The sequence below is a fragment of the Sagittula sp. S175 genome, from assembly GCF_049800975.1.
GTDB lineage: Bacteria > Pseudomonadota > Alphaproteobacteria > Rhodobacterales > Rhodobacteraceae > Sagittula.
Genome location: NZ_JBNAGB010000028.1, coordinates 31,663 through 54,828 on the forward strand (window position 1 = coordinate 31,663; position 23,166 = coordinate 54,828).

20 protein-coding genes and 1 tRNA gene are annotated in these 23,166 nt (G+C 65.0%); 7 read left to right on the forward strand and 14 right to left on the reverse strand.

The window, feature by feature from the left end; translation table 11 throughout:
* Positions 1–43 precede the first annotated feature (43 nt).
* On the forward strand, positions 44–373 hold the full coding sequence (locus tag ACP16H_RS23240; RefSeq protein ID WP_425074613.1) for a DMT family transporter: 330 nt from the start codon (positions 44–46) through the stop codon (positions 371–373).
* 103 nt (positions 374–476) lie between these two features.
* Here ACP16H_RS23240 and ACP16H_RS23245 read toward each other — a convergent pair whose 3' ends face one another.
* Entirely contained in the window at positions 477–1,067 is a 591-nt protein-coding gene (locus tag ACP16H_RS23245; protein WP_425074614.1) for an outer membrane protein, read from the reverse strand.
* 329 nt (positions 1,068–1,396) lie between these two features.
* Here ACP16H_RS23245 and typA point away from each other — a divergent pair, with 329 nt between their 5' ends.
* On the forward strand, positions 1,397–3,214 hold the full coding sequence (typA, locus tag ACP16H_RS23250; protein WP_425074615.1) for a translational GTPase TypA: 1,818 nt from the start codon (positions 1,397–1,399) through the stop codon (positions 3,212–3,214).
* A 198-nt stretch (positions 3,215–3,412) separates the two neighbouring features.
* Here the strand turns inward: typA and ACP16H_RS23255 are convergent, their stop codons facing one another.
* From ACP16H_RS23255 to alaS, 4 genes are all read right to left on the reverse strand, one after another.
* The gene (locus tag ACP16H_RS23255) at positions 3,413–3,775 is read right to left on the reverse strand and encodes a hypothetical protein (protein ID WP_425074616.1); all 363 of its coding nucleotides are present in this window, start codon (positions 3,773–3,775) and stop codon (positions 3,413–3,415) included.
* Between the two features lie 239 nt (positions 3,776–4,014).
* Positions 4,015–4,284 carry a hypothetical protein gene (locus tag ACP16H_RS23260; protein ID WP_425074617.1) on the reverse strand — a complete coding sequence of 90 codons (270 nt, stop codon included), beginning with the start codon at positions 4,282–4,284 and terminating at the stop codon, positions 4,015–4,017.
* Between the two features lie 487 nt (positions 4,285–4,771).
* Positions 4,772–5,059, reverse strand: a complete 288-nt coding sequence (locus ACP16H_RS23265) for a DUF1330 domain-containing protein (RefSeq protein ID WP_425074618.1) — start codon at positions 5,057–5,059, stop codon at positions 4,772–4,774.
* Positions 5,060–5,147: 88 nt separating this feature from the next.
* The gene (gene alaS, locus ACP16H_RS23270; protein ID WP_425074619.1) at positions 5,148–7,820 is read right to left on the reverse strand and encodes an alanine--tRNA ligase; all 2,673 of its coding nucleotides are present in this window, start codon (positions 7,818–7,820) and stop codon (positions 5,148–5,150) included.
* A 244-nt stretch (positions 7,821–8,064) separates the two neighbouring features.
* Between alaS and ACP16H_RS23275 the strand changes: the two genes are divergently transcribed.
* Complete coding sequence (locus tag ACP16H_RS23275; RefSeq protein WP_425074620.1) at positions 8,065–8,370, forward strand: hypothetical protein; 306 nt, start codon at positions 8,065–8,067, stop codon at positions 8,368–8,370.
* Here the strand turns inward: ACP16H_RS23275 and ACP16H_RS23280 are convergent.
* Together ACP16H_RS23280 and recA are read right to left on the reverse strand one after the other, a co-directional pair.
* Positions 8,349–8,870, reverse strand: a complete 522-nt coding sequence (locus ACP16H_RS23280) for a DM9 repeat-containing protein (RefSeq protein WP_425074621.1) — start codon at positions 8,868–8,870, stop codon at positions 8,349–8,351. The genes ACP16H_RS23275 and ACP16H_RS23280 overlap by 22 nt on opposite strands.
* Positions 8,871–9,061: 191 nt before the next feature.
* The gene (recA, locus tag ACP16H_RS23285; RefSeq protein WP_425074622.1) at positions 9,062–10,135 is read right to left on the reverse strand and encodes a recombinase RecA; all 1,074 of its coding nucleotides are present in this window, start codon (positions 10,133–10,135) and stop codon (positions 9,062–9,064) included.
* Between the two features lie 179 nt (positions 10,136–10,314).
* Here recA and ACP16H_RS23290 point away from each other — a divergent pair, with 179 nt between their 5' ends.
* A complete protein-coding gene (locus ACP16H_RS23290) occupies positions 10,315–10,908 on the forward strand; it encodes a gamma-glutamyl kinase (RefSeq protein ID WP_425074623.1) in 594 nt (197 codons plus the stop codon).
* Positions 10,909–10,981: 73 nt separating this feature from the next.
* On the opposite strand, the gene ACP16H_RS23295 is transcribed toward ACP16H_RS23290, so the two are convergent.
* The 5 genes from ACP16H_RS23295 to ACP16H_RS23315 all read right to left on the reverse strand — a co-directional run bounded on the left by ACP16H_RS23295 (position 10,982) and on the right by ACP16H_RS23315 (position 17,319).
* On the reverse strand, positions 10,982–13,255 hold the full coding sequence (locus tag ACP16H_RS23295; protein WP_425074624.1) for an ATP-binding protein: 2,274 nt from the start codon (positions 13,253–13,255) through the stop codon (positions 10,982–10,984).
* Between the two features lie 137 nt (positions 13,256–13,392).
* Entirely contained in the window at positions 13,393–14,553 is a 1,161-nt protein-coding gene (locus tag ACP16H_RS23300) for an RsmB/NOP family class I SAM-dependent RNA methyltransferase (protein ID WP_425074625.1), read from the reverse strand.
* Positions 14,550–15,326 (reverse strand): MBL fold metallo-hydrolase, encoded by a 777-nt coding sequence (locus ACP16H_RS23305; protein WP_425074626.1) that lies wholly within the window; start codon positions 15,324–15,326, stop codon positions 14,550–14,552. The genes ACP16H_RS23300 and ACP16H_RS23305 overlap by 4 nt, the downstream gene beginning before the upstream one ends.
* Before the next feature lie 142 nt (positions 15,327–15,468).
* The gene (guaB, locus tag ACP16H_RS23310; RefSeq protein WP_425074627.1) at positions 15,469–16,917 is read right to left on the reverse strand and encodes an IMP dehydrogenase; all 1,449 of its coding nucleotides are present in this window, start codon (positions 16,915–16,917) and stop codon (positions 15,469–15,471) included.
* 99 nt (positions 16,918–17,016) lie between these two features.
* On the reverse strand, positions 17,017–17,319 hold the full coding sequence (locus ACP16H_RS23315) for a hypothetical protein (protein ID WP_425074628.1): 303 nt from the start codon (positions 17,317–17,319) through the stop codon (positions 17,017–17,019).
* A 205-nt stretch (positions 17,320–17,524) separates the two neighbouring features.
* Here ACP16H_RS23315 and ACP16H_RS23320 point away from each other — a divergent pair, with 205 nt between their 5' ends.
* Entirely contained in the window at positions 17,525–18,673 is a 1,149-nt protein-coding gene (locus ACP16H_RS23320) for a CaiB/BaiF CoA transferase family protein (RefSeq protein ID WP_425074629.1), read from the forward strand.
* Positions 18,674–18,837: 164 nt separating this feature from the next.
* On the opposite strand, the gene ACP16H_RS23325 is transcribed toward ACP16H_RS23320, so the two are convergent.
* On the reverse strand, positions 18,838–19,170 hold the full coding sequence (locus tag ACP16H_RS23325; RefSeq protein ID WP_425074630.1) for a DUF3817 domain-containing protein: 333 nt from the start codon (positions 19,168–19,170) through the stop codon (positions 18,838–18,840).
* A 184-nt stretch (positions 19,171–19,354) separates the two neighbouring features.
* Here ACP16H_RS23325 and ACP16H_RS23330 point away from each other — a divergent pair, with 184 nt between their 5' ends.
* Both ACP16H_RS23330 and ACP16H_RS23335 read left to right on the forward strand, forming a co-directional pair.
* Positions 19,355–21,400 carry an ASKHA domain-containing protein gene (locus ACP16H_RS23330; protein ID WP_425074631.1) on the forward strand — a complete coding sequence of 682 codons (2,046 nt, stop codon included), beginning with the start codon at positions 19,355–19,357 and terminating at the stop codon, positions 21,398–21,400.
* Positions 21,401–21,674: 274 nt separating this feature from the next.
* A tRNA-Gly gene (locus ACP16H_RS23335) sits at positions 21,675–21,748 on the forward strand.
* Between the two features lie 92 nt (positions 21,749–21,840).
* Here the strand turns inward: ACP16H_RS23335 and ACP16H_RS23340 are convergent.
* Entirely contained in the window at positions 21,841–23,145 is a 1,305-nt protein-coding gene (locus ACP16H_RS23340; protein WP_425074632.1) for a surface lipoprotein assembly modifier, read from the reverse strand.
* Positions 23,146–23,166 lie beyond the last annotated feature (21 nt).

The window sequence follows — 23,166 nt, forward strand, 5'->3', positions numbered from 1 at the left end:
GGACAGGGCATGCTGCGCACTGACTCGCGAAGAAAGACCGCTCATGCCCTACCTGATCCTCATCCTCGCCGTGGCCGCAGAGACCATCGGCACCACCGCCTTGCAAGCCAGCCAGCAGTTCACGCGGCCGCTGCCCTCGGCCCTCGTGGTCGTGTCCTATGGCGCCGCGTTCTACCTGCTGACGCTCGTGCTGAAGACCATGCCGGTCGGCGTGGCCTATGCCATGTGGTCCGGTCTGGGGATCGTGTTGATCGCCGTGATCGCACGCGTCGTCTTCGGGCAGAAGCTGGACCTGCCCGCGATCCTCGGGATGGCGATGATCCTCGGCGGCATTCTGGTAATCCACCTGTTTTCGGAAACCTCGCCGCATTGACGGTGCGCATATAAAAAGGCCCCGGGAAATCCCGGGGCCCGATCACTCGTGACAAGCCATAGTTGACAGGTCACTCGTTAAGATACCGATACCGGCTGCGCGATCAGAAGCGCAGCGTGCCGCGCAGGTTCAGAGTGTCCTGCTGCAGGTCGGTGTTGGTCGCGCCGAGGTTCTTGAAGTTCTCGTTCAGGTACTCGGCACCGATGCCAAAGCGCTCGGTAACCTTGTATTCCGCACCGACGCCATAGACAGGCGCAGTGGCGTCGCCCAGCGAGGTGTTGACCTTGGACACACCCGCGGTGCCGTAGACCATCATGTTGCCAAGGTCATACCCCAGCTTGGCCTTGGCGCGGCTGACGTTGTCCACGTCCACACCGCCAACGGTCAGGTCGTCGTTGCCCTGGTATTCGATTTCACCACCGGCCACGAGACCGTTGTTGAACTGGTAGTCATAACCACCGTGCAGACCGTAAACCGGCTCGGTGGTGTCGGACCCGCCGATTTCGCCTTTGGCGGCGCCAAGGCTGAGACCCAGATACCCACCGGTCCAGGTGTTGGCAGGGACGACGGCGGGGACTTGAACCGGAACAACCGGGGTAGCTTCGACCACGGTGGTGTCGAGGCTGCCTGCCATGGCGGTCGTGCCAAGGGCGGTTGCGGCAGCTGCGGTCATCATCAGAATGCGCGTTTTCATCTGTCTTTCCTTTCGTTCAGACGTCCGGTTTCTGCTCTGCCCTTCCTGGGCGTTCGGACGTTCCGGGATGCCATGTGGCGTTCCCTTCTGCGGTTACAACGCCCCTGAACCGCACTTCCGTTCCCGTTTCTGTGATGCCCCCGCGTCAACGGCCAAACCATGCCGAACAGCCCCGCGCAGGCCAGCCAAAAGCCGCCGGTTCCACCCGATGCTGCAGCTGCAAAGATCAGTGACAATTCAACAACAGTGGGTTTTGCGACGGTTTGCCACTGGCCTTTTGCTGCAAGTGCGGCTACGCGGGCGGCAATCCGGACAGAGGAAACAGACATATGGAATTGCGCAACGTCGCGATCATCGCGCACGTTGACCACGGCAAGACGACCCTGGTTGACGAACTACTCAAGCAATCCGGCGCCTTCCGCGCCAATCAGGCCGTGGCGGAACGCGCCATGGACAGCAACGACCTGGAACGCGAGCGCGGGATCACCATCCTTGCCAAGGCGACGAGCGTCGAGTGGAAGGGCACGCGGATCAATATCGTCGACACCCCCGGTCACGCCGACTTTGGCGCCGAGGTGGAACGCATCCTGTCGATGGTCGACGGTGTGGTGCTGCTGGTGGACGCCGCCGAAGGCCCGATGCCGCAGACCAAATTCGTGACCTCCAAGGCGCTGGCCCTGGGCCTGCGTCCGATCGTGGTGCTGAACAAGGTGGACAAGCCCGACGCCGAGCCGGATCGCGCGCTGGACGAGGTCTTTGACCTGTTCTCGGCCCTCGACGCCGACGAGGACCAGCTGGACTTCCCGCATCTCTACGCCTCGGGCCGCAACGGCTGGTGCGACAACGAGCTGGACGGCCCGCGCAAGAACCTCGACGCACTGTTCCGCCTGATTGTCGACCACGTCCCCGCGCCCAAGCAGGCGAAGCACATCGATGACGACTTCAAGATGCTGGCGGTGACGCTGGGCGCCGACCCCTTCGTGGGTCGTCTGCTGACCGGCCGCATCGAATCCGGCCACGTAAAGGTCGGCCAGTCGATCCAGGCGATCTCGCGCATCGGCCAGAAGATCGAACAGTTCCGCGTGACCAAGATCCAGGCCTTCCGCGGCCTGATGATGCAGGACATCGACGAGGCCTTTGCGGGCGACATCGTCTCCATCGCGGGCATGACGAAGGCAACCGTGGCCGACACGCTTTGCGCGCTGGCCGTGGACGAGCCGCTGGAAGCCCAGCCCATCGACCCGCCGACCATCACCGTGACCTTCGGCATCAACGACAGCCCGCTGGCAGGCCGTGACGGCAAGAAGGTGCAGTCCCGCGTCATCCGTGACCGCCTCTACAAGGAAGCGGAGACCAACGTCGCCATCCGCATCAAGGACACCCCCGGCGGAGAGGCCTTCGAGGTGTCGGGACGTGGCGAACTCCAGATGGGCGTCCTGATCGAGAACATGCGCCGCGAAGGCTTCGAGCTGTCGATCTCGCGCCCGCAGGTCATCCTGCGCGAGGAAGACGGCAAGGTCATGGAACCGGTCGAAGAAGCCACCATCGACGTGGACGACGAGTACTCGGGTGCCGTGATCGAGAAGATCACCGGCCACCGCAAGGGCGAGCTGGTCGAGATGAAACCGGCGGGTGCGGGCAAGACGCGGATCATCGCGCATGTGCCCTCGCGCGGGTTGATCGGCTACCACGGCGAATTCCTCACCGACACGCGCGGCACGGGCGTTCTGAACCGGGTGTTCCACGGCTGGACCCCGCACAAGGGCCCGATCCCGGGCCGCCGTCAGGGCGTTCTGATCTCGATGGAAAACGGCGAGGCCGTGGCCTACGCGCTGTGGAACCTCGAAGATCGCGGTAAGATGATGATCGGCGCGCAAGCGCCTGTTTACACGGGCATGATCATCGGCGAGCACTCGCGCGACAACGATCTGGAAGTGAACCCGCTGAAGGGCAAGAAGCTGACCAACGTGCGCGCCTCGGGCACGGACGAAGCGGTCCGCCTGACCACGCCCATGACGCTGTCGCTGGAAGAGGCCATCGCCTACATCAACGACGACGAGCTGGTCGAAGTGACGCCGAACGCGGTTCGCTTGCGCAAGCGCTACCTCGACCCGCACGAGCGCAAGCGGATGTCCAAGCAGCCCTGATCGGGTTTCGCCCCGGCTGACGCCGGGGCGACCCGCGCGCGCCCCTCTGGGCCGCGCGCAGAGGGGGCTCTGCCCCCGCGCCTGACGGCGCTCCCCCGAGGGTATTTGGAAAACCAAAGAAGACGAAAGCGGCGCCAGGATGTCTCCGGCGCCGCTTTTCGTTTGAGAGTGGTGTCAGGGCGGTTCTGAGGCAAGTTCTCAGGGCTGAGCGGGTGGCTCCAGTTCCGTACAGCCCTTCGTTTCGATGCATTCGTGGGCCGGCAGCGGCTCTGCCTTGCGCAGGATGCGCCGCGTGCACTGGACTTCTTGCAGCAGGACGTATTCCGGGGACACGAGGGTCTTTTCCTCGATGTAGATCGCAGGGAAATGGGTCATGACGATCTGGCCGTTTTCCCGTTCCTCGTGTTCCAGCCGTGCCTTGCGGATAAGACGCTGAGAGGTCTCGTAGACGGCCTCTACGGTGGTCTTGCGATAGCAGCGGGGTCCCGGCAGCCCGTCGTCCTGCGCCACGGCAGAAGTCGCCAGGCACGCAGCCAGCACGGTCCACCCAATAATGCGCATAAGTCCCCCAAAATATCAGCCCTGAAGCAGACTTTTGAGCATTTTCCGTGGTTTGACAAGTTTTGCACAGGCAGGCACCGGTGAATTTCCGATGTGGAAACAGGCTTGCAACACCTACCGCATCTTGCGGTTTTCCGGTCCTGTGTCGTCCATAAGCCGCAAGATGCAGCCCCTGAAACGGAAGAAGGGCGCGGGTTGGCAGCCCCCGCGCCCTTCCGAAATGTCACCTCAGCCGAGGATTACTTGCACGCGGTCTTCACGGCAACGTAGTGACCCGGGGTCGCCAGGGTACGGTTTTCCTTGTAGACGGCCGGGTAGTGCATCTGGACCATCTGACCGTTTGCGGCGTGCTCCCACTCGGTGTGAGCGGCCATGATCAGGGTCTTGGAGGTGTTGTACTTGGCCGGAACCCAGACTTTGTCGTAGCACGCCACGACTTGACCTTCCCAAGCGAAGGCCGGAGCTGCGAGAGCTGCGAGAACAGCGGCGCCAGCAAGAACTTTTTTCATGATCTTTCTCCCAAGAAAAATTGTAGGTGAGAGAACCTTAGCCAACAAATTTCAGGTGACGCGACAGGAATTCCGTACTTGCCGGGCCAAAAACCGCCTACCCCCCCGGATTCTAGCGGAAAATTAGGATTCTGTGGCCCGAGTGCCATATTTTTGCAACGGTTCCACGGGTTTGTGCGGCGAATTTGATTTTCGGAAACGGGAACAATTCCACGCTAAGAAAACGTTGTTGTGGATAACCGGACAATCGGCGCGGTTTGACTCGAATCAGACACGGCTCGAAGACGGCGCAAAGGCCGGTTTCCGCCGATGGCGAAGGCTTGCTGATCCCCCGGTTTCAACGCGCGGGAAGGTGCCGAATGCTCTCTTCAACTTGGGGATAACTACCGCTAATGGCGGCACACAGTTTGGCCGGTACTACATCGGCCAAGGGTCAGGGCGCCGCTTGCGTCGCCCCGCAGTACACAGGACAGGTAAATCCCGCCTGTCAGTCGGTGATTTCGACCACCATCAACTCGCGTTCCGAGGCCCCGCGCGCATGGTTCAGCGCCGCCTGGTAAGCATCGGAATTGTAACACTCCACCGCCGCCTCGACCGAGGGGAAGCGCGCCACGACGTTGCGGGGGCGCTCCTTGCCCTCCAGCTGTACGTAGCGGCCCGCACGGGCGATGAACTGGCCTCCGTGTGCCGCGATGGCCGGTCCCGCAAGCTCGGCGTATTTGCCGTAGGCTTCGGGGTCCGTCACGGTGACATGGGCGATCCAGAGTGCGGGCATGGGTCCTCCAACGTAAAAGGCCCCGGAGCGATGTCCGGGGCCTTCTTCATGCAGGTCAGAGGCGGGTCTGGTCAACCCGCTGTCTGTGTCAGCCCGAGATGACCTTACGTGCGGCTGCGATGGCCGCCTCGGCGTTCTGGGCCGAGGCCCCGCCGCCCTGCGCCATGTCGGGACGGCCACCGCCGCCCTTGCCGCCCAGTTCCGGCACAGCGGCCTTCACCAGGTCCACGGCGGACACCGTGCCCTTGAGGTCGTCGGTGACGCCTGCGGCCACGGCGGCCTTGTCACCGGTGTCCGCGATCAGCAGCACCGCCCCCGATCCCATTCGGGTCTTGTGCTCGTCGATCAGCGGCGGCAGGTCCTTGCCGGTCACACCGGTCAGCACCTGCGCCAGGAACTTGACCCCGTTGATCTCTTCGGCCTCGGGGGCAGCACCCTGCCCGCCACCGGCCATGGCCAGCTCGCGTCGCAGCGAGGCCACCTCGTTCTCCAGCTTGCGGCGCTCGTCCATGAGCGTCTTCACACGGGTCGGCACCTCGGCCACGGGGGCCTTCAGCTCACCCGCGACCTGTGCCAGAAGCTGCCCCTGCTCGGCGAGGTAGTCCAGCGCCACCTGCCCCGTCAGCGCCTCGATCCGGCGCACGCCGGAGGAGGACGCCGAGTCACCAAGGCAGACAAACGCGCCGATGTCGCCGGTCTGGCGCACATGCGTACCGCCGCACAGTTCCAGCGAATAGGTCGCCCCGTCCGTGCCCTTGCCAGAGCCCGCCTTGGCACCCATCGACACGACGCGCACCTCGTCGCCGTATTTCTCGCCGAACAGCGCCTGCGCACCGATGGCCCGTGCGTCGTCCGGGGTCATGATCCGCGTCGTCACCGGGGTGTTCTGGCGGATGTAGGTGTTCACGTCGGCGCTGACCTTGGCCAGTTCCTCGGCGCTCATCGCCTTGTTGTGCGAAAAGTCGAAGCGCAGACGGTCCGGCGCGTTCAGCGATCCGCGCTGCGCCACGTGATCCCCCAGCGCCTCGCGCAGGGCCTCGTGCAGCAGGTGCGTGGCCGAGTGGTTGGCACGAATGGCCGAACGGCGGCCGTGATCGACCTCCAGCGCCATGGCGTCGCCGCGTTTGATCCCGCCCTTGTCCACGTGAACAAGATGGGCAAAGACCTTGCCGCCACCCATTTTCTGCGTGTCTTCCACAGTGGCGCTCTCGCGCTCGTTCTCCAGCCGCCGCAGCATTCCGGTGTCGCCCACCTGGCCGCCGCTTTCACCGTAGAAGGGCGTCTGGTTCAGCACCACCCAGCCCTTGTCGCCCTCGGCCAGCGCATCCACCAGCGCGCCGTCCTTGACCAGCGCCTGCACCTGGCCCTCGGCCTTCTCGGTGTCATAGCCGAGGAAATCCGTCGCGCCGTGCTTTTCAGCAATGTCGAACCAGACGGCATTGTCCGCCGCCTCGCCCGACCCGGACCACGCGGCGCGCGCACGGGCCTTCTGCTCTGCCATGGCCGCGTCAAAGCCGTCGGTGTCCACCTCGCGGCCCTTCTCGCGCAGCGCATCCTGCGTCAGGTCGAGCGGGAAACCATAGGTGTCATACAGCTTGAACGCGGTGGCGCCGGGCAGCTGCGCGCCCTCGTCCAGCCCGTCCAGCTCGTCGTCGAGCAGCTTCAGCCCCCGGTCCAGCGTCTGCTTGAACCGGGTTTCCTCGTTCAGCAGCGTCTCTTCGATCATCTTCTGACCGCGCTGCAATTCGGGGTAGGCCTCGCCCATCTGGCGCACCAGCGCCGGGACCAGCTTGTGCATCATCGGGTCCTGCGCGCCCAGCAGATGCGCATGACGCATCGCGCGCCGCATGATCCGCCGCAGTACGTAGCCGCGCCCATCGTTCGAAGGCATCACGCCATCGGCGATCAGGAAAGACGTGGACCGCAGGTGGTCCGCGATCACCCGGTGGTGCATCTTGCCCGGCCCATCGGGATCGACGGACGACGCATGGGCCGAGGCCTCGATCAGCGCGCGCATCAGGTCGGTGTCGTAGTTGTCATGCTTGCCCTGCAACAGCGCGCCGATCCGCTCCAGCCCCATGCCGGTGTCGATCGACTGCATGTCCAGCGCCTTCATCGAGCCGTCCTCGAACTGCTCGTTCTGCATGAAGACCACGTTCCAGATCTCGATGAAGCGGTCGCCGTCCTCCTCGGGCGATCCCGGCGGGCCGCCCCAGATGTGGTCGCCATGATCGTAAAAGATCTCGGTGCAGGGACCGCAGGGCCCGGTCGGACCCATCTGCCAGAAGTTGTCCGATGTCGCGATCCGGATGATCCGGTCCTCGGGCACGCCGACCTTCTTCCAGATCTCGAACGCCTCGTCGTCGGTGTGATACACAGTTGTCGACAGCCGCTTGGGATCGATGCCGAAATCCTTGGTGATCAGCTCCCAGGCAAAGGGGATTGCCTCGTGCTTGAAGTAATCCCCGAAGGAGAAATTCCCCAGCATTTCAAAGAACGTGTGGTGACGCGCGGTGTACCCCACATTGTCGAGGTCGTTGTGCTTGCCCCCGGCGCGCACGCATTTCTGCGCCGTCGTCGCGCGGACATAGTCGCGCTTTTCCACCCCGGTGAAGCAGTTCTTGAACTGCACCATGCCGGAGTTGACGAACATCAGCGTCGGGTCGTTGCGCGGGACCAGCGGGCTGGATTGCACCACCTGGTGCCCTTGGCGCTCGAAGTAGTTGAGAAAGGTGGAACGGATGTCGTTCAGGCTTGCCATGTGCGGGGGCCTCTTTGGGGCGAATGAATTGGCAGGACATGTATCCACTGGGGAGCCGCGTGTCCATAAGCGCCGCCAGCGCATTCGATTTGGCCGCAAGCCGGTTAGCCAATCGTGTCCGCATCCGTTTCGGAACATAGCGTGGAATGTGTTCCACGGTTATCGCCATTTTCTTGGCAATCCAGACGCGCCATCTCTGGCTCAAGCGGAGGCAGACACCCGCTGAACCAAGGAAGGAAAGCCTATGACACCCCGTACCATGACCGCCCCCATTGCCCTTGCCGCAGCGCTGGCCCTGCCACTGACGGCGCAGGCCGAGGTCCCCTCCACCGTCAACGCCCCCTATGTCGCCGAGAGCGCAGAAACCGCGCTGGAGCCGGGCCAGAAGGTCGAAAACCTGTTCTCCAAGAACATGACCCAGGACTACGTGCTGCAAAAGCTGAACGACCGCGTCTACTGGGTCGAAGGCAGCTTCTACGCCACGATCTTTTACGTCGGTGACGGTCGCCTTCTTTTCTCGTGCGCCCCTCAGCGGACCAGTACCTCGTAGTCCTTCACCGGATACTCCTTGCCGCCCAGGCCCGCGTTGCAATTCCAGCGGGTTGTCGCGCCGATCTTGCCCGGATGGACGCCGCCCTTGACATAGGCGCGACAGACATACAGCGGACTGCCATTCTCTCCGCCCCCGATCACGGCCCCCGGCGGCACATCCCCCACCTGACGCGGCGCCACCCAGGCGTCGCCCCCGTTGGTCGTCACGAAATAGGGGTTCACGATGACTTCCTTGCCGCCATAACCGATGTGACAGCCCGGCAGCCCCTGACGGATCTTGCCGGGATGAAACGCGCCGTTGAACATGCCCGTGCAGCTGAACAGCGCGCGCCCGTCATTTTCACGCCCCGCCGGACGCGCCCCCGCCGGAACCGAGCCATTGCTGCCGAAGGCCAGGCCGCCCACGCTGGCCATCTCGATGTAATCCGCCGCTGCGGACGCCGGGGTCAGCACGGCAGAAGCCAGCGCGATAAGGGTCGAGAAGACAAAGGTTTTCATTTTCAATTCCTTTCGGTCGATGGGTTCAAAGTCACCCCTTAAGGGCCATGACACGACCCTACCGACAGGACGATCTGCGCGGCATGGGGGCAATTCCCCATTCGGCCTGCGCCCATAGCCAGACCACAGAACACGGAAAAGGCGCCCCGGGGGACGCCTTTTTCATGTTCTGTCTCAATGATCTGACAGGATCAATCCTCGTCATCCACCATATCCGGGTCATCCTCGGGCATGTGGAAGTCCAGACCGTGCGCGGCGCGGATCTTGTCCTCGATCTCCAGCGCAACACGGGTGTTTTCGCGCAGGTAGTTCTTGGCGTTCTCGCGGCCCTGCCCGATGCGCTCGTCCCCGTAAGAGAACCACGCGCCGGACTTGTCCACCACGCCGGCCTTCACCCCCAGATCGAGCAATTCGCCCATCTTCGAGATGCCCTCGCCATACATGATGTCGAATTCCACCTGCTTGAACGGCGGCGCGACCTTGTTCTTCACCACCTTCACGCGGGTCTGGTTGCCGACCACCTCGTCGCGATCCTTGATCGACCCGATCCGGCGGATGTCCAGACGAACGGAGCTGTAGAATTTCAACGCGTTACCGCCGGTCGTGGTCTCGGGCGAACCGAACATGACGCCGATCTTCATGCGGATCTGGTTGATGAAGATCACCATGCAGTTCGACCGGCTGATCGAGCCGGTCAGCTTGCGCATGGCCTGTGACATCAGACGGGCCTGAACGCCGACGTTGCTGTCGCCCATGTCGCCTTCGAGTTCCGATTTCGGCGTCAGCGCCGCCACCGAGTCGACCACAACGAGGCTCACCGCACCCGACCGCACCAGCGTATCGACGATCTCCAAAGCCTGTTCACCAGTGTCGGGCTGCGAGATCAGCAACTCGTCCAGATCGACGCCCAGCTTCTTGGCATACTGCGGGTCCAGCGCGTGTTCCGCGTCGACAAAGGCGCAGACGCCGCCCTTTTTCTGTTCCTCGGCCACCACATGCAGGGTCAGCGTCGTCTTGCCCGAAGATTCCGGGCCGTAAATCTCGATGATGCGACCCTTCGGCAGGCCCCCGATCCCCAGCGCAATATCCAGCCCCAGGGACCCGGTCGACGTCGCCTCGATGTCCTTCATCGCGTTGTCGCCGCCAAGCTTCATGATGGACCCCTTGCCGAACTGCCGTTCGATCTGGGCCAGCGCGCTTTCGAGCGCCTTCTGCTTGTCTGCGTTTTTCTTGTTATCCATGCTCAGAAGATCTGCCGTTGCCATTCCAGTTGGCTCCTTATCCCACACGCGCCTTTGCGCGGCAATTGGCACTTTTGTTCGCCTCTTGTTCTCAAATTATTAATGAGACCAAAACAAGAACACTTCAAGTCAAATCTTTCCTTTCCGACTGTCGCGCAGGTTGGTTAAAAGAAGGTTGAGGAATTAGAGGGGCTTCTAAGAAAATGCTGGTGTTCTGGAAGAGCCGTCTCGTGATGCTGGCCGTGCCGAAGACGGGCACCTCCGCCTATGAAAAGGCCCTGGGACCGATGGCGAGCATGGTGGTCAACGACCCGCCCGAGCTGAAACACGCCCCGGTGTACCGCTACAACCGCTTCTTCCGGCCGATGTTCGAAAAGGTCGGCGGCGAGGACATGGAACTGCTGGCTGTGATCCGCGAGCCGATTTCCTGGCTTGGCTCCTGGTATCGCTACCGCCAGCGCGGCTTTCTCGAGGGCAAACCCACCTCGACCCGCGGCATGTCCTTCGACGATTTCTGCCAGGCCTATGCCACCGGCGACCGCCCGCCCTTCGCCAATGTCGGCAGCCAGGCAAAATTCGTCGAACCGCGACCCAATGGCGTGGCGGTCACGCATCTCTTCAAATACGAGAACCAGTCCGGGCTGATCGCCTTCCTCGAAGATCGCCTCGGGACCGCCATCGACCTGCCGCGTGAAAACGTCTCGCCCCGCCGCGACACCGAGCTGTCCGCCGAAACAGAGGACAAGCTGCGCCGCAAGTGCGCGGACGACTTCGACATCTGGAACCGCGCCACCTGACCGGGCGCGGCCAGGATCTTTCGACCGAAAGATCCTGGCGCCAGAAGGGCTTTCGTCGAAAGCCCTTCTCCCCTCAGTTCAACTGTTCGTGCACCGTTTCGGTCAGTTCCGACAGCGAGAACGGTTTCGGAAGGAAGACCGAGTTCGGGATCGCCTCCGCCCCCTCGCCAAAGGCATCCTCGGCATATCCCGACACAAAGACCACGCGCGTATCCGGTCGGGTCTCCCGCGCCTTGCGGACCCAGGTGGGCCCATCCATGCCCGGCATGACAACATCCGTGACGAAGATATCCACCGCCAGTGCCTCGTCATCCAGCGTCTTCAGGGCGTCCTCGGCGGTCTCTGCCTCGATCACCGTGTAGCCACGCAGGCGAAGCGCACGGGCGGCAAAGGCGCGGACCGGGGCCTCGTCCTCCACCAGCAGCACCACGCCCGACCCCTTCTGCGGAATCTTGTTGTCCTTCTCGATGGCAACGGGAGGCTGCGTGACCTCCGGCGCGGCCTCGTGCGCCGGCAGGAGCAGGGTGAAACACGTGCCCTGCCCGACCACAGAATCGACAAAGATGAACCCGCCGGTCTGCTTCACGATGCCGTAGACCGTCGACAGGCCCAGACCCGTCCCCTCGCCGGGGCGCTTGGTCGTGAAGAACGGCTCGAAGACCTTTTGCAGCTTGTCCGCCGGGATACCGACGCCCTCGTCGATCACCCGGACCGACACGTAGGTCCCCGGAGCGACGATGGCCCGATCCCGCTTCAATGGTTCGCGCAAAACGCGGCTTTCGGTCTCCACCAGGATTTCGCCGCCCTCGGGCATGGCGTCCCGCGCGTTGACCACGAGGTTCATCATGACCTGCTCCAGCTGCCGCCGGTCGCCGCGCACGGGCGGCAAGACCGGGTCATGGCGCAGCGTCAGGCGCACGCGCTCGCCCACCAGCCGGTTCAGCAGATGCGCGAGGTCAGACAGGGTGTCGCGCAGGTCCAGCACCTCGGGCTGCATCGTCTGCTTGCGCGAGAAGGCCAGCAACTGCCCCACCAAAGCCGCCGCACGGTTGGCGTTCTGGTTGATCTGCACCAGGTCGCCGTAATCCGGATCGCCCTGATCGTGGCGCAGCAACAGCAGGTCGCAATGGCCGGAAATCGCCGTCAGCAGGTTGTTGAAGTCATGCGCCACGCCGCCCGCAAGCTGGCCGATGGCCTGCATCTTCTGGCTCTGGACGAATTGCGCCTCCAGCGTCTTCAGTTCGGTGGCGTCGTTCAGCACCGCGATCAGGCACTTCTCGCCGTCCTCCACCACACGGTTGAGCGTCACCTGGACAAAGATCTCGCGGTCGGCGCGGGTCAGGCGCAGGAACTCCGACCGATGCAGGCCACGCCCGTCCGCGGCCTCCTGCAGCCAGTCCTTGATCGCGCGGCCAAGGCCCTCCATATGCTCGGCGATGTGACCCGGAGCGCCCGCATCAAGGTCCAGCATCCGCCGGGCCTCGGGGTTGGCGCGCAGGATCATCCCATCCGTCGCGACCTTCAGCAGCGGCACCGGCAGACCGTCAAAGCTGCCGACGTGATCCGGCTCCTCCATCTCCTCGACGATCGGAGAGATCACCACCTCCATCCGCCCGGCGCCGATGTCCGTGGCATGGACCAGCACCCGCCGGTCGCCGTCGGCACCGCGCAGCTGATGCACGCCACCGGGCCGCAGCGGCAGGTCAGAGAACACATCCTCCAGACGTTTCACCCGCGCGCCGATCAGGTCGCGCGCCGCAGGGTTCATGTAGAGGACCGCGCCGTTGCGCCCCAGCGACATCACCGGGAGGTCGGCGCGGGTGGGGGCCGCGCCGCGCTGCGCCTCGGTCTCGAACCGCCACAGCACCAGATCGTGCGAGAACGGCTGGACGAAGATCCGGAAGCCCTCGGAATGGCTTGTGACATCCTCGACCGCAGAACCTTGGCTCAGCGCCTTTTGCAAAAGACGGTACAGGATGCCCTCGGTGCTGGCAAAGATGTCGCGCAGGACATTGGCCAGCGCTTCGGCCTGTCCCGGCTGGAACCGGGCGCGGGCGGCGGCATTGGCATACAGCACCTCGCCCGCCTCGTTGCACACGAAACAAAAGGCCGGCTCGGACTCGATGAACTCGGACAGCCGCGTCAGGCGGTAGGCCTGCCTGCGCCCCAGCGCCAGATCCAACAGCAACCACACCACCGCAACCGCCGTCAGCGCGCCCGTCGCGGCCAGCGCCGCGACCTGCACCTGCTGGGTCGTGGCGCTGTAGGACACCCAGAGAGCCGCACCCGCCAGGACGATCAGAACCCCGGCACCCAGTACCGGGCTCAGCCCTTGTTGCTTATTCAAAACTGCCTCGATCCTACCATCCTCCGGCCCTCCCGAATCCGTCGATTCGCTCGGCTTCCATCTCAATCCGGGAGGGTTAAAGAGGCGTTAACTGTTCTCAAGCCGCAAGACCTGAATACCACTCAGGGTTGTTTTCATCAATCGGCATCTGACAGAAAACAGGCCACAAAGAACCCGTCGCCGCCATCGGACGGCAAAAACCGCCGCGACGTCCCAAGGCGCCAACCGGGGTGCGCCGCAAGGAAACCAGCGACGCGATCCTCGTTCTCTGCCGCCAGCACGGAACAGGTCGCAAAGGCCAGACACCCTCCAGGAGCCACCAGTCCCGCGCAACGGTCAAGGATTTCCGACTGGATCGCGGTCAGTTCATCCAGCCGCTCCGGGGTCAGCCGCCACTTGCCCTCGGGCGCGCGCCGCCACGCGCCGCTGCCGCTGCAGGGCACATCCGCCATCACCACGTCAAAGACCCCGTCCGGCTTTGCAACCTGCGTCACCTTCGCCTCGGCGCGCGCCGCCCGCTCGCCAAGGTCGGACATGCGGCGTGGGTCTGCATCATGCGCAAACAGCGCCGCACCCGGCGCCCGCGCCGCCAGCGCCAGCGTCTTGCCGCCGCCACCCGCGCAATAATCCAAAATGCGCCGCGCCCCCTCCAGCGGTATCATCTCGACCACCGCCTGGCTGGCCGCGTCCTGCAACTCGATCCACCCCGCCTCAAAAGCACCGGTCCGCGTCAAGCCCCGCGCGCCTTCGGTGATCTCCAGCGCGGTCTCGGCCAGCGGATGCGGGACGGCGGTCACGCCCTCTTCGGCCAGACGGGCCTGTGTCTTGTCGCGCGTGGTCTTCAGCAGGTTGGCCCGCACAAAGACCGGGGCCCGCGCGCGCAAGGCCAGCGCCGCCGGCTCGGCCCCATCGCCCAGATCCTGACGGAACCGGTCCGCGATCCAGTCCGGCAAGTCCAGCGCCTCCGCCCCTTCGGGCGTCTGCCCACCGGCACGCTCGGCCTCGCTCAGACCCGCGGGGGCGTGGCCTTGCCCGGTGAACAGCGTGTCCGCGTCGATGCCCTGAAGGCGCAACAGGCCCAGCATCCGCAGCCGCCCGCTTTCACCGCCCCCCGCCGCCGCCGCCGACCGCCACATCCGGAGCGCGTCAAAGACATGGTCCCGGATGGCCGCCCGGTCCTTTGCCCCGGCAAACCGGGACCGCCGCGCCCATGAGGTCAGCGCCTTCTCGGCCGCCTCTCCCGCGCGCACGCGATCCAGGATCTCGATCGCGGTCTGTACCCGCGCCGCCGGGGTCACAGCGTCACCCGGGCAAAGCCCTCGCCCACCGCCGCCAGACGCGCGAATTTCAGCGGCCCCAGCATATGCGAGCCCGACCAGACCAGCCCCTCGCGCGCGATCCGCTCCAAGGCGCCCCGCCGGGTCGTGGCCGCCTGCGCGCCATCCGTATCATACACCGGCGACAGCCCCGGTTCGGGCAATTGCAGGGCTTCGGAATGCACGATGTCCCCAACCAGGGCCAGATTGCCGATGCGCAGCCCGCAATGCCCCGGCGTATGCCCGGGCAAATGCCACAGGGCGATCCCATGGCCCAGGTCCGCGCCATCCTTCAGCGTCGTGACCCGTTCCGAGGCCGCCAGCATCTCGGCGCCCAAGCCTTCGGTCCAATGCGCCGCCTCGGCCGCGTGCAGAAGCACCTCGGCGCGCGGATAGACAAGGGCGCCCTCCCGCATCGATCCACCCACATGGTCGCGGTGCAGGTGCGTGTAGATCACACGACCGACGTCGCCCTCGGCGATCCCGAGGTGCGCCAGCAGACTTGCCAGATGCCCGGCCTTTGCCCCGAAATGCGCGCCGCAGCCCGTATCCACGAGGTCGATCCCGCCGGCGTGACGCAACACATAGGCGTTGAACTCGGACCGGATCCCGTCCAGCCCTGCCTTGTCCAGCCGCGCAGCCCGCGCGTCGGCGTCCAGCGTGGCAAAGACCTCCTCGCCGAACACCGTCCCGCCGTCAGTCAGGCAGATGACCTCCACCCCGCCGATGCTGTAACGATCCACACCCTCCGTCATGGGCCACGCCTCTCCTTTGCAGTCCCCTTATCGGGATCAATAGCTTGGGCCTCGGCCCCGGTACAGCCCGCCCGGCCACAGCCAAAGAAAAAGCCGGGCCCCGCGCCATGGCAGGACCCGGCTCAATGCCGTGCGTCGGGCGTTACCCGATCCGGTAGTTCGGGCTTTCGCGGGTGATCTGCACGTCGTGCACGTGGCTTTCCGACAGGCCCGCTCCGGTAATCTTCACGAAGGTGCAATTCCTGCGCATCTCTTCGACCGTCGCGTTGCCGGTATAGCCCATGGCCGCGCGCAGACCGCCGACCAGCTGATGCACCACCGTGCCCGCCGGACCCTTGTAGGGCACCTGCCCCTCGATGCCCTCGGGCACCAGCTTGTCCGAGGCCGCGTCCTTCTGGAAATAGCGATCCGCCGAGCCGCGCGCCATGGCGCCCAGCGAGCCCATGCCGCGATAGGCCTTGAACGAGCGGCCCTGGTACAGGATCACCTCGCCCGGGGATTCATCCGTGCCCGCGATCATCGAGCCGACCATGGCGCAGGACGCCCCCGCCGCGATGGCCTTGGCGAAGTCGCCCGAGAACTTGATACCGCCGTCCGCGATGATCGGCACATCGCCCGCCGCACGGGCGCAATCCATGATCGCCGTCAGCTGCGGCACCCCAACGCCCGCGACCATGCGCGTCGTGCAGATCGAGCCCGGCCCGATGCCAACCTTTACCGCATCGGCGCCCGCGTCGATCAGCGCCTTGGTGGCGTCGCCCGTCGCCACGTTGCCCGCGATGATCTGGATCTCGTTCGACAGCGCCTTGGCCCGCGTCACCGCCTGCAAGACACCGGCGGAATGGCCATGCGCCGTGTCGACCACGAGGATGTCCACCCCGGCCTCGACCAAGGCCGCCGAACGCTCAAAGCCCGCATCGCCCACGCCCGTCGCCGCCGCCACCCGCAGGCGGCCCAGCTGGTCCTTGCAGGCGGTGGGGTTCAGCACGGCCTTCTCGGTGTCCTTCAGCGTCAGCAGGCCGGTCAGCTTGCCCGCCTTGTCCGTCACCAGCAACTTCTCGATCCGGCGCGCGCGCATCAGGCTGATCGCCTCCTCGCGGTCCGCAGGTTCGGTCAGGATCGCAAGGTTCTCCGACGTCATCATCACCCGCACCGGCGTGTCGTCCCGCTGGGCAAAGCGCATGTCGCGGTTGGTCACGATCCCCACGACCTTGCGGTTCTCGTCCACCACCGGGAAGCCGCTGAAGCCATACCGCTCGGTCAGCGCCTTGGCATCCGCCAGCGTCTGATCCGCCGTCAGCGTCACCGGGTTGTAGACGATCCCGGATTCGAACCGCTTCACCCGGCGCACTTCGCGCGCCTGCTCCTCGACGGTCAGGTTCTTGTGGATCACGCCCATGCCGCCCGCCTGCGCCATGGTGATCGCCATGCGGCTCTCGGTCACCGTGTCCATCGCCGAGGACAGCAGCGGAATGTTCAGCGAGATGGATTTCGTCACCCGCGTCCGGGTGTCTGCCGTGGACGGCAAGACGCTGGATGCAGCGGGAACAAGCAGGACGTCATCGAAGGTCAGGGCCTCGCGAATCTCCATGGAGGGCACTCCTGTGCAGAGGGATCGGTTGGCACGTCCCTTTCTCACGCATGGCCGGGAATGGAAAGCCGTTATTCGCGCCGCCCTGCCCGCGCCCGGTCATATGCGTTTCAAAAGCACGTCAACCGTCTGCCGCGCCACCTGTACTTGCACCGTTTCCGTGCTGCGCGACGCGGGCCCCTCTCCGGGCACATATTGGCCCCGCGCGGCCTTCTGTGCCTGGTAAAAGGCGAACTCCGCCTCGCTGACCGTGCCATCGCCATCGGTATCCAGTCCTTTCAGGGCTTCCGAGGCATCGAAAGCCGCGATGAAATCGGAATCGAGCCTGTTCGGCGTCGACGTCACCGGAGTGCTTCGGTTGCCCGCCATCATGCCCGCGCCGGAGATCGAGGATATTGTCATGCCATGCCCTTTCTGGTTGCAGCACTGCCCGCAGCCTGCATCGGGTCCGGTAAAGATGGTCCTTATGCGCCCTGTTCTGCCAGGCACCGCCTGCGTCGGCCACACTTCGCCGCAACGCAGCGCACCCCTGCCGTTTGCACTTGCCGTCACACGCCTGTCACGGTCTTCTGGTTGCAGAGCAGCAAGAGCCGAAGGAGCCGCCCCGATGACCGCCCCCCTGAAAGGTTATACAATCCTCGACCTCACCCACGTGCTGGCCGGGCCATTCTGCACCATGACGCTTTCGGACCTCGGCGCCACAGTCATCAAGATCGAGCCGCCAAAGACCGGCGACGACACCCGCGCCTTTCCGCCGTTCAAGGATGGCAAATCCGCCTATTTCGCCGCCATCAACCACGGCAAGAAATCCATCGCGCTCAACCTGAAGGAAGACGGCGACCGCGCCATCTTCGAGCGGCTGCTGGAACGCGCCGACGTGGTGGTGGAAAACTACCGCCCGGGCGTCATGGAACGGCTCGGCTACGGTTGGGAAGACCTGCATGCGCGCTTTCCCCGCCTTGTTTACGGCGCGGTCTCGGGCTTTGGCCACACCGGCCCGGATTCGAAGCGCCCCGCCTATGACATGGTCGTGCAGGCGCGCGGCGGGGTCATGTCGATCACCGGCGAGAAGGACCGCGAACCGGTGCGCGTCGGCGCCTCCATCGGTGACATCATCGCGGGCATGTTCCTGACCGAAGGCATCCTCGCCGCCCTGCTGGACCGCGACCGCACCGGCAAAGGGCGCAAGATCGACGTGGCCATGCTGGACAGTATCCTCGCCGTGCTGGAACACGCCGTGGCGCTGACCACGGTGACGGGCAAGGCCCCCGGACCGTCTGGCGCACGCCATCCCTCGATCACCCCCTTCGAGACCTTCCACGCCTCGGACGGGCTGTTCGTGATCGCGGCGGGCAACGACAAGCTGTTCGAGAAGCTCTGCATCTGCCTGAACCTGCCGCTGTCCGACGATCCGCGCTTTGCCACCAACCCCGAGCGCTGCAAGAACGCCCGCCTGCTGAAACGCCTGATCGAGGCCGTCACGCTGGATGGCACCTGCGCCCATTGGATCGCCAAGCTGACTGCCGCCGGCATCCCCACCGGCCCGATCCAGAGCATCGACCAGGTGCTGAAGGACCCGCAGATCCTCGCCCGGAACATGGTGGTGGACATCCTCGATAAAAACGGACGGCAGGCCTACAAGGCTGCCGGCAACCCGATCAAGATGACCGACGCCCCCGATCCGACCTCGCGCGGTCCGGCGCCGGACCTCGACGGCAATCGCGGAGAGATTTTGCGCTGGCTGGAACAGTCGTGAGGGGTTTCGTTTTGGCGTCGCCAAAACGACCCGCGCGCGGCCCTGCGGGCCGCGCGCAAAGCGGCCAAGGGCCGCTCCGGAGGCTCTGCCTCCGAACCTCCGCGGTATTTTTATCAAGATGAAGGGAAAAGGGGGACGTTGGGTCCGGGGTTGCGGGCCTCGCGTCAGACCTGATCTGCGTGTCGGCGCTTGAGCCACGGGTCGTTTGCGAAGGTTCCGAAGGGGATGAGTGCCGCAAGGAACACGCGCGCGATGTCCCGCCCCGTCCAGCCGCGCCCCGAGAGCGCCAGCGGCACCATCATCACGTAGGCCACGAAGGCATAGCCGTGGATCGGCCCGACAACGGATACCCACAGCGGATCGCCAAGGGCGTATTTAATCGGCATGGCGATCAGAAAGAGCGCCAGGGTCGTGATCCCTTCGATGAATGCCACGATCCGGAACATACCGAATTTCCAATCCGCCTGTAGCGGCGCGTTTGCGTCCATATCGCTCATCGTCTCGGGATCCTTCTGAACCGTTTTCCTCGCTCTGGCACCGGTTTGGCGCGATTTCATGGCCCTGTCGGGACATTGCCTTGGCAGGGCCATGCCGCGTTCCCGTCGCTTCATGCCGCGTTCCCGCCTTTTCCTCGCCGCCGCAGACGCTATGGTCCGCCTCAACGCGTTCAGGAGTCCCCCAATGTCGCAAGACCCGCTCGTCATCTTTACTCCCTCCGGCAAACGTGGCCGTTTCCCCGTGGGCACCCCCGTGCTGACGGCGGCGCGCCAACTTGGGGTCGACCTCGATTCGGTCTGTGGCGGGCGCGGCATCTGTTCCAAGTGCCAGGTTCAGCCCTCCTACGGCGACTTCCCCAAGCATGGCGTCACCGTGGCCGATGGTGCCGTGGGCGAGCGTAACGCCGTCGAGGACCGCTACGACCGCATTCGCGGGCTTAAACCGGGCCGCCGTCTGGGGTGCCAGGCCACCGTTCAGTCCGACGTGGTGATCGACGTGCCGCCCGAAAGCCAGGTGCACCGCCAGGTGGTGCGCAAGGCCGCCTCGGACAAGCCCATCACCATGGACCCCGCCACCCGCCTGTATTACGTCGAGGTGGCCGAGCCGGACATGCACGACCCCACCGGCGACCTGCAACGCCTTGCCGCCGCGCTGGCCGGGCAGTGGGATATCCCGCAGGTCACCCTCTCGCCCGCCCTGCTGCCGACCCTGCAAAAGGTCCTGCGCAAAGGCGCTTGGAAGATCACCGTCGCCCTGCACCGCACCGCCTCTGACGCCGTGCCGCAGATCGTCGCCCTCTGGCCCGGCCTGCACGAGAGCGGCTTCTTCGGCCTCGCCATCGACCTCGGCTCCACCACCATCGCGGCGCATCTCACCGACCTCGACACCGGCGCGGTGCGCGCATCCGCGGGCATCATGAACCCGCAGATCCGCTTCGGCGAGGACCTCATGTCCCGCGTCTCCTACGCCATGATGAACCCCGGCGGCGAAGTTGAGATGACCCGCGCCGTCCGCGAGGCCATCGACACTCTGGCGGCAAACCTGGCCGAAGAGGCGCAGATCGACGCCAGCCTGATCCTCGAGACTGTCTTTGTCTGCAACCCGGTGATGCACCACCTGCTGCTGGGCATCGACCCGGTCGAGCTGGGCCAAGCCCCCTTTGCGCTGACCACCTCGGATGCGCTGAACCTGACCGCGCGCGACCTGTCCCTGACCACCCTGCCCCCTGCGGCGCAGATCTACGTGCTGCCCTGCATCGCGGGCCACGTGGGCGCCGACGCCGCCGCCGTGGCGCTGGCCGAGCAACCGGGCAAGGCCGAGGAACTGACCCTCGTCGTCGACGTGGGCACCAACGCCGAGATCCTCCTCGGCGATACCCAGCGCGTGCTGGCCTGTTCCTCCCCCACCGGTCCCGCCTTCGAGGGCGCGCAGATCTCGTCAGGCCAGCGCGCCGCCCCCGGCGCGATCGAGGCCATCCGCATCGACCCCGCCACCAAGGAGCCGCGCTTCCGCGTCATCGGCTGCGACCTCTGGTCCGACGACCCGGACTTTGCCGCCAAGACGGCACAGACCGGCATCACCGGCATCTGTGGCTCCGGCATCATCGAGGCCGTGGCCGAGATGCGCCTCGCGGGCCTTCTCGACCCCAAGGGCCTGATCGGCTCGGCCGAGCAGACCGGGACAGACCGCTGCCTGTCCACCGGCCGCACGCATGAATACCTGATCCACGACGGCACCGCCGAGGGCGGCCCGCGCATCACCGTGACACAGGGCGACATCCGCGCCATCCAACTGGCGAAATCCGCGCTTTATGCCGGGGCGCGCCTGCTGATGGATGCCCGCGGCGTCGACACCATCAACCATGTCACGCTGGCCGGGGCCTTCGGCGCGCATATCTCGCCGCTGCACGCCGTGGTGTTGGGCATGATCCCCGACGTGCCGCTGGAAAACGTGACCTCGGCAGGCAACGCCGCAGGCCACGGCGCGCGCATCGCGCTGTGCTCGCTCGCCGCCCGGCGCGAGATCGAGACCATGGTGAAACAGATCACCAAGGTCGAAACCGCCATCGAGCCGAAGTTCCAGGAACACTTCGTCAACGCCAACGCGATTCCCCACGCCACGGACCCGTTCCCGAACCTCCTGACCCATGTCACCCTCCCCGACGTCAGCTTCAACGCGGCCACAGGGGGCGGCGACGATGGCGGCCGCAGACGCCGCCGCAAGGGATGACATCAGGGGGCTGACCTCCGGGGCATGAAACAGGTGCGTCAGATGATGGCGCACCACCTCCCACCCAGCATCGCGGCGGTTCGGTCAGGCCACTTGTCTGGTCCAAGGGCCCCGGCAGCGTAGCATCCGTGTGATCTGGTCGCCCGTACCTTCTGCCTCAGCCGAGGAACCGGCTCCGAACACCATCGAGCGTAAACTTCAGATCCATCTCACGTTCCCCTGCAAACACCGATTGACCCCGGTCGGACTTCGTCATAGATCAGTGGCCTGAGCGGCGGGTATGATGTAATGGTAGCCTGTCAGCTTCCCAAGCTGAACGCGCGGGTTCGATTCCCGCTACCCGCTCCAAGTCTCTCAGTTTCCAACTCTTTCAGGATTGCCTGCCCTCGGTCCGCAGATTACCCGCGGGACAAAAATCGCGCCACCGTGACTCTCTCCATTCAGAAACTCCGCGACAGCGCTGCCGCACACTCCGTGGCGACATAGTCGTTGAACGATATGTTCGACCTGTTGCGGGTATGCGTACAGCTCAGGCGCGGAGCAAACCCCCGAACCTCAAAGCGGTTGTGCTGGACGCTGATGCTCACCGCCGAATACCTGTCCCGGCGCGGGTCGGTCATCAATGGATAATCTCCGACAAAATCACGAAGCCCGAAGCGGGACTCGATCCGGGCGCTCAGACCACCTTCGAAGCTGCGCGTCGCCCCGAACGACAGGAAGCCGCCATCGTAGCGCAGGTGACGCGCCTGCGGTGTCTCCCGCTCCAACGCAACGGACGCATGGATTGCCAGGCTCGGACGCAGCCATTTGTCCCAATTGAGATGAACCTGATCGAATGTCCCGTCCTGATAGGCCCGCTCCGGGAAAGACCGGCTCTCGTGCAAAGCAACCAGTCCGATCCTCATGTCCGGCGTGACATTGTGATAGGCTCCGAAACGCAGACCCACCGCACGGTGCCCGCTGTCATCTGCCCGCGCGGTTTTCCGCAACGTGACCCCCGCGACCCATGCCCCTCCGGCATCGGCGCGCCCAAGGGACAGCCCAAGCGTCCCGGACGTCGAATCGAAGGCAGTTTTCCTGTAGCGCCTTCCCGCCAGCGACCAGTCCAGCGACACGCGCGCGCCGCCGCCGACCGCGTGTCGTGCAAAACCCGCCATGCCCAGTTCAACCCCGGTGCCCGATGTCGCCCGCGACTCCGAAGAAATGATGAACCGGCCAAGCGCCACATCGAAGGTCGTTTCCGTGGTTCCGCGATTGATATTCGTGGAGGGCAAAAGCGCCACCCACCCACTCAGTCCGAAAGGCCGTTCACGGTCGATGGTGTCCAGGAACCGACGATAGCCGTCCTTCATGGCCGTGTTGCCATCAATGTCCATAAGCGTGCGGAACTGGTGGCGCGACGCCGCGAACTGCCTGTCAAGCAACAGGCTGTGCGCCAGCTCTCGGCGCGCGTTCAGATGGTCGGGATCGGCCAGCAACACCTGCCGAAAGGTGGCAATGGCCTCTGGCAGACGGTTTTGCGCCTTCAGGACACGCGCATCGAAGAAAAGCCGCTCCGCGCGGTCCGGGGATTGCGAATCCAGAACGGCCCGCGCGGCCTCGATCTGACCCAGACTGATAAGGCGGGACATCTGCGTCTGGGCGTCGGCCTCAACCGCGTCCTGCGCGATGGCCCGGGTGGCGACAACCATAAACGCCACCCCGACCAATCCGCCGATCACCACCTGTCCCGCGAGCTGCCGCAAGGCTCTCACCCTGCTGCGGGA

Coding starts and splice junctions, on each gene's coding strand:
- ACP16H_RS23240 (WP_425074613.1), top strand. CDS start 44: ATGCCCTACCTGATCCTCATCCTCGCCGTGGCCGCAGAGACCATCGGC.
- ACP16H_RS23305 (WP_425074626.1), bottom strand. CDS start 15,326: ATGACGGAGGGTGTGGATCGTTACAGCATCGGCGGGGTGGAGGTCATC.
- ACP16H_RS23265 (WP_425074618.1), bottom strand. CDS start 5,059: ATGCCCGCACTCTGGATCGCCCATGTCACCGTGACGGACCCCGAAGCC.
- ACP16H_RS23315 (WP_425074628.1), bottom strand. CDS start 17,319: ATGACAATATCCTCGATCTCCGGCGCGGGCATGATGGCGGGCAACCGA.
- ACP16H_RS23260 (WP_425074617.1), bottom strand. CDS start 4,284: ATGAAAAAAGTTCTTGCTGGCGCCGCTGTTCTCGCAGCTCTCGCAGCT.
- ACP16H_RS23330 (WP_425074631.1), top strand. CDS start 19,355: ATGTCGCAAGACCCGCTCGTCATCTTTACTCCCTCCGGCAAACGTGGC.
- recA (WP_425074622.1), bottom strand. CDS start 10,135: ATGGCAACGGCAGATCTTCTGAGCATGGATAACAAGAAAAACGCAGAC.
- alaS (WP_425074619.1), bottom strand. CDS start 7,820: ATGGCAAGCCTGAACGACATCCGTTCCACCTTTCTCAACTACTTCGAG.
- ACP16H_RS23325 (WP_425074630.1), bottom strand. CDS start 19,170: ATGAGCGATATGGACGCAAACGCGCCGCTACAGGCGGATTGGAAATTC.
- ACP16H_RS23255 (WP_425074616.1), bottom strand. CDS start 3,775: ATGCGCATTATTGGGTGGACCGTGCTGGCTGCGTGCCTGGCGACTTCT.
- ACP16H_RS23245 (WP_425074614.1), bottom strand. CDS start 1,067: ATGAAAACGCGCATTCTGATGATGACCGCAGCTGCCGCAACCGCCCTT.
- ACP16H_RS23280 (WP_425074621.1), bottom strand. CDS start 8,870: ATGAAAACCTTTGTCTTCTCGACCCTTATCGCGCTGGCTTCTGCCGTG.
- ACP16H_RS23320 (WP_425074629.1), top strand. CDS start 17,525: ATGACCGCCCCCCTGAAAGGTTATACAATCCTCGACCTCACCCACGTG.
- guaB (WP_425074627.1), bottom strand. CDS start 16,917: ATGGAGATTCGCGAGGCCCTGACCTTCGATGACGTCCTGCTTGTTCCC.
- typA (WP_425074615.1), top strand. CDS start 1,397: ATGGAATTGCGCAACGTCGCGATCATCGCGCACGTTGACCACGGCAAG.
- ACP16H_RS23275 (WP_425074620.1), top strand. CDS start 8,065: ATGACACCCCGTACCATGACCGCCCCCATTGCCCTTGCCGCAGCGCTG.
- ACP16H_RS23290 (WP_425074623.1), top strand. CDS start 10,315: ATGCTGGTGTTCTGGAAGAGCCGTCTCGTGATGCTGGCCGTGCCGAAG.